Raw genomic sequence first — 5,822 nt, forward strand, 5'->3', positions numbered from 1 at the left:
CTTGCCGCGTCGCACCGGTGGTCGCACCACCGGTGGACGCGGCAAGGGCCGCGCCGTGGCGACGGGCAGCCAGGACACCGCGAAGATCCGCGCGTGGGCCAAGGAGAACGGCATGAACGTGAACGACCGCGGTCGCGTTCCCGCCGACATCAAGGCCGCCTACGAGGACGCGAACCGCTGAGGCGACTGCTGCTGAGCCGCCGGCCCCCGGGCCCGGGCACTCAGCAGCCGCACCCGGTGGCACTCCGCGGCGGCGGCGGCCACGAGACGCACCAAGCACGGGGCGGTCCCCTCGCCCCACGGCGCGGACCGCAGGGCCGGCAGCGAGGACTCGACCTCGCGGCCCGGTGCCGGGGCCCGCAGCCACACGGCGGCGCCCGGCGCGCCGGATCCGCCCCGCCCCGGGGGAAGGGGCGCGGTCATCCGGCCGTCGGTGCCCAGCGCGACGAGATCCAGCGAGATCCCGCCCCACTCGAGCCAGTCGAGCAGTCCCGGCAGCTCCTCCGCGCTCCCCGCGGCCACGAGCAGCCTCATCCGGCGCCCCAGCAGGGCCACCGGACCCGTCGCCGGACCCATCCTGCGCAGTACACCGCGGCCGGCCGTCGCGGGCAGCTCCAGGGCGTCGAAGCGCAGCCCCGTGACCAGCTGCACCGGCGGGCCGGCCACCGTCGCCCAGCCGAGCTCGTGCTCGTACCACCGTGCGAGACCGCCGTCGATCGGCGTACGGGGAAGCGGGACGGTGAGGGGCATGACCGGGGAACTCCCGGAGGGGCACGTTGGTTACGCCCCAGAGGGCGCGACGGCCGCCCGACTCCCCGTTGCCGGTGACGCACAGTCCCCCTCCGAACGCGCAATGTGTCCGTGATGGGGCGTACGAGTGCATTCGGCGGCGCAAGGGTGTTCGCTGGTAGCGGAGGGAACCGGGGTGCGCCGCATGGAGTGTCAGTCCTTACGGGTAAGACATTCCTAGTGGAGAGGGGCGACTCGCGGGCTTCGGCGTCTCACGTTCGCCATCGGCGTACTGATGGCGCGGGTAACTACTTGGCCTGCGGGAACATCGTCTCGCACCATCGGGTTGGAGCATTTGTCGGCTGTTCGGCAGCAGGTCTCCCCGCGGAAGAGGGGGTGATCCGGACGGATGTCGGCAGTTGGAATGAGCGGTCCCCGCTTGCGGGACTAAGCTGCGGAAGGACAGGGAGGGGATCGACCCCTAACTGACTGACCGCTCTGAGGAGCGATTAACGATGTTCGAGAGGTTCACCGACCGCGCGCGGCGGGTTGTCGTCCTGGCTCAGGAAGAAGCCCGGATGCTCAACCACAACTACATCGGCACCGAGCACATCCTTCTGGGCCTTATCCACGAGGGTGAGGGTGTCGCCGCTAAGGCCCTGGAGAGCCTCGGGATTTCGCTCGAGGCGGTCCGCCAGCAGGTGGAGGAGATCATCGGGCAGGGGCAGCAGGCCCCGTCCGGGCACATCCCCTTCACCCCTCGCGCCAAGAAGGTCCTGGAGCTCTCGCTCCGTGAGGCCCTCCAGCTCGGCCACAACTACATCGGCACCGAGCACATCCTGCTCGGCCTGATCCGCGAGGGCGAGGGCGTCGCCGCCCAGGTCCTCGTGAAGCTGGGCGCCGACCTCAACCGGGTGCGGCAGCAGGTCATCCAGCTGCTCTCCGGCTACCAGGGCAAGGAAGCCGCCACGGCCGGCGGTCCTGCCGAGGGCACCCCCTCGACGTCCCTGGTCCTCGACCAGTTCGGGCGCAACCTCACCCAGGCGGCCCGCGAATCCAAGCTCGACCCGGTCATCGGGCGCGAGAAGGAGATCGAGCGGGTCATGCAGGTGCTGTCCCGCCGCACCAAGAACAACCCGGTCCTCATCGGCGAGCCCGGCGTCGGCAAGACCGCCGTCGTCGAGGGCCTGGCGCAGGCCATCGTCAAGGGCGAGGTGCCCGAGACCCTCAAGGACAAGCACCTCTACACCCTCGACCTCGGCGCGCTGGTCGCCGGCTCCCGCTACCGCGGTGACTTCGAGGAGCGCCTGAAGAAGGTCCTCAAGGAGATCCGCACCCGCGGCGACATCATCCTGTTCATCGACGAGCTCCACACCCTCGTGGGTGCGGGTGCCGCCGAGGGCGCGATCGACGCCGCCAGCATCCTCAAGCCGATGCTGGCCCGCGGTGAGCTCCAGACCATCGGTGCGACCACGCTGGACGAGTACCGGAAGTACCTGGAGAAGGACGCGGCCCTCGAGCGCCGCTTCCAGCCCATCCAGGTCGCCGAGCCGTCGCTGCCGCACACCATCGAGATCCTCAAGGGTCTGCGCGACCGGTACGAGGCCCACCACCGGGTCTCCATCACCGACGAGGCCCTCGTCCAGGCCGCGACCCTGGCCGACCGGTACATCTCGGACCGCTTCCTCCCGGACAAGGCGATCGACCTGATCGACGAGGCCGGCTCCCGGATGCGCATCCGCCGGATGACCGCGCCGCCGGACCTCCGCGAGTTCGACGAGAAGATCGCCGGTGTCCGCCGCGACAAGGAGTCCGCGATCGACTCGCAGGACTTCGAGAAGGCCGCCTCGCTCCGTGACAAGGAGAAGCAGCTCCTCGCCGCGAAGGCCAAGCGCGAGAAGGAGTGGAAGGCCGGCGACATGGACGTCGTGGCCGAGGTCGACGGCGATCTGATCGCCGAGGTCCTCGCGACCGCCACGGGCATCCCGGTCTTCAAGCTGACCGAGGAGGAGTCCAGCCGCCTGCTCCGCATGGAGGACGAGCTCCACAAGCGCGTCATCGGGCAGAAGGACGCCGTCATCGGCCTCTCGCGGGCCATCCGCCGTACGCGTGCCGGTCTGAAGGACCCGAAGCGCCCCGGTGGCTCGTTCATCTTCGCCGGTCCGTCCGGTGTCGGTAAGACCGAGCTTTCGAAGGCGCTCGCCGAATTCCTCTTCGGCGACGAGGACGCGATGATCTCCCTCGACATGTCGGAGTTCAGCGAGAAGCACACGGTTTCCCGTCTCTTCGGTTCGCCGCCCGGATACGTCGGCTACGAAGAGGGCGGCCAGCTCACCGAGAAGGTGCGCCGCAAGCCGTTCTCCGTCGTCCTCTTCGACGAGGTCGAGAAGGCCCACCCCGATATCTTCAATTCCCTTCTCCAGATCCTGGAGGACGGTCGCCTGACCGACTCCCAGGGCCGGGTCGTGGACTTCAAGAACACGGTCATCATCATGACCACCAACCTCGGGACCAGGGACATCTCGAAGGGCTTCAACCTGGGCTTCGCCGCCCAGGGCGACACGAAGTCCAACTACGAGCGGATGAAGGCCAAGGTCAGCGACGAGCTGAAGCAGCACTTCCGCCCGGAGTTCCTCAACCGTGTGGACGACATCATCGTCTTCCCGCAGCTGACGCAGGAGGACATCCTCCAGATCGTCGACCTGATGATCGGCCGCGTCGACGAGCGCCTCAAGGACCGGGACATGGGCATCGAGCTCTCCCAGGCCGCGAAGGAGCTGCTCGCCAAGAAGGGCTACGACCCCGTGATGGGCGCCCGGCCGCTGCGCCGGACGATCCAGCGCGAGATCGAGGACTCGCTGTCGGAGAAGATCCTCTTCGGCGAGCTGCGCCCCGGTCACATCGTGGTCGTGGACACGGAGGGCGAGGGCGACGAGCGCACCTTCACCTTCCGCGGCGAGGAGAAGACGGCTCTGCCGGACGCCCCGCCGATCGAGGCGACGGGCGGCACGGGCCCGAACCTGTCGAAGGACGCGTAAGCGTTCGGAGCGACTGAGCACGAAGGGGCGGCCCCGGGACCTGATGGTCCCGGGGCCGCCCCTTTCGCACGGGGGTCAGACGCTGATCACGACGTCGGGGGCGAGGTGCTCGGCGCCGGTGAACCGGCTCTCGAACACATAGACCGATTCGAGCAGCGGCAGGGACGCCAGCGGCGCGAGGTCGTGGACCAGGGCTTCGTCCTGCGCCAGGAGGAACACCTGGCGCAGGGCGGGGAAGGCCCGTGCGGCAGGGCCAAGCGACGCGGTGGCACCGCCGCCGTCGTAGTCCAGGGCGAGCGACCTCACCGACGGAAACCGCATCGATTCCGGGACGTGACTCAAGCTGCTCGCGGCCACCTTGACGTCGCTGAGCGCGCTCATGGTGGCCATCACGGCCCAGTCCTCCTCGGACAGGGGCGCGTGACCGTGGATGCTCAGCGACGTCAGGCCGGTGAGCTGTCGGAGGGAGGCGAGCCCGCCCCCGGGGTGACCGAAGAGTACGAGGCCCTTCAGTTCGTTCCCGGCAGGGAAGGGGGCCCGGAGCCCGACGAGGTCTCCCGGCATCTGGATGTGCTCGGCGCCGCCGATCGTCCCGCGCAGGAGAGCCACGCCGTCGGGGCTGAGACCGGCCCGCAGTTCCAGTTCCCTGGGGCGCATCCCGAGGCGTACGACCTCGGCGGCCTGCTTGTCGGACACGAGCGTGAAGCGCAGGTCCTCCGTGTCGAGCCGGGCGATGATCTCCTCCGCGTACCTGGTGGCGTCGAACCGCGACCAGCCCCACATCAGCTGGGAACGCACCGGAAGGAACGGATGATCGGCGAACCGGGCGAGACAGGGCAGCGCGGCGTCGTCCGTGATGTGCGTCGCCGTGGTCGTCACCCCCAGGGCCGCCTCGTCGTCCAGGTCCTCAGGACCCGGCAGCAGGTCCAGGACCGCCCGCCCCACCGACGCCAGCTCCCGGGCCTCCTCCGGGCCGCGCGGCGGGATCACCTCCGCCGTGCGCGCCAGGATCCGCTCCCTGATCTCCGGCGCCACCTCCGGCGCGTGGTCGAGCGCCGTCGCCGCCACCACCAGGACGCGGAGCTCCGTACGGCGGTCCGGTGCGGCGTCCGCCGCCTTCAGGAGTTCCTCGAAGATCTCGGCGCACTCGCGCGGGCGCGCGTGCCCGACGGCCATGCGGATGACGTCCTCCCACTGGTCGTCCGCCGCGTGCCCGACGAGGACGCCGATGTCCCACCGGTCCACGAGGGCCTTCGCCGCCAGGTAGTCCTGGAAGGTGCGGTGGACGAAGTCGACCGTGTCCGCGGTCGGCTCGCGCAGCAGGCCACTGCGGTGGAGCAGATGCGTGAAGACCGCGCCGGGGTCGCACCCGGTCGCCTCGGTGATCGCGGGCACCGCCTCCCGTACGACCGACTCGGCGTGCGCGCGGTCCATCGTCGTGCGGCCGTTGAGCGTCAGCCAGTACGCGATCCGCTGGATCAGCTGGATCTGCGGGCTCTCGCCCAGCTCGATCCCGTACGGCGTCCCCATGTCCCGCTCCCGGTCCCGGCGCGAGAGCAGCATCGCGAGCGCCGCGTCGTACAGCGCCTTGCGGCCGCGGGGCAGGAAGCCGCGCCTTCCGTGGTGCAGGGCGCAGATCAGGCCGCACATCAGGGGGCTGGTGGCGAGCTGGGAGACGTCCGCCGTCGTGCGCAGGGCGTCGAGGAGGGGCTGCTCGTACGGCGCTGCCGACGGCCCGGCGGCCCGGTGCCAGCGGCGGACGAAGGTGGCGACCTCGGTGGCGGACATGGGGGAGAGGGTGAGCTCGGCGAAGCCGTCCGACGCGAGCCAGTCGTCGCTCACGGCGGTGGGGCGGGAGGTCACGAGCCAGCGGTTGCCGTCGTAGGTGTCGAGGAGGTCGCGGAGCCAGCGGCGCGCGCGGTCGCGCTCGGCCTCGGGCATCTCGTCGATGCCGTCGACGAGGACGAGGCCGCGCCCGGCGGCGAGGACGCGGTCGGCCCAGCCGTCGGGCGGGGAGAGCGGACAGTCGACGGTGGTGAGGAAGCGGTCGGGGGC

Annotated in this window: 4 protein-coding genes; 2 read left to right on the plus strand and 2 right to left on the minus strand. The window is 70.4% G+C overall.

The genetic code is table 11. From position 1 onward, the window contains the following. The coding region (locus AOK00_RS33205) for an Lsr2 family DNA-binding protein (RefSeq protein ID WP_173861708.1) at window positions 1-181 on the plus strand (181 nt) is incomplete at its 5' end. Here AOK00_RS33205 and AOK00_RS33210 read toward each other — a convergent pair. Continuing rightward, window positions 160-750: an SCO3374 family protein gene (locus AOK00_RS33210; RefSeq protein WP_055603866.1), complete on the minus strand. Its 591-nt coding sequence runs from the start codon at window positions 748-750 to the stop codon at window positions 160-162. The genes AOK00_RS33205 and AOK00_RS33210 overlap by 22 nt on opposite strands. A gap of 494 nt (window positions 751-1,244) precedes the next feature. Between AOK00_RS33210 and AOK00_RS33215 the strand changes: the two genes are divergently transcribed. After that, window positions 1,245-3,767, plus strand: coding sequence for an ATP-dependent Clp protease ATP-binding subunit (locus tag AOK00_RS33215; protein ID WP_055603867.1), 2,523 nt, complete (start codon window positions 1,245-1,247; stop codon window positions 3,765-3,767). Window positions 3,768-3,842: 75 nt separating this feature from the next. Here the strand turns inward: AOK00_RS33215 and AOK00_RS33220 are convergent. After that, window positions 3,843-5,822: NACHT domain-containing protein (locus AOK00_RS33220; protein ID WP_159041904.1), on the minus strand; the 1,980-nt coding region annotated here is incomplete at its 5' end.

The organism is Streptomyces aureus, from assembly GCF_001418135.1.
In the GTDB taxonomy this organism is placed as follows: Bacteria; Actinomycetota; Actinomycetes; order Streptomycetales; family Streptomycetaceae; genus Streptomyces; species Streptomyces aureus_A.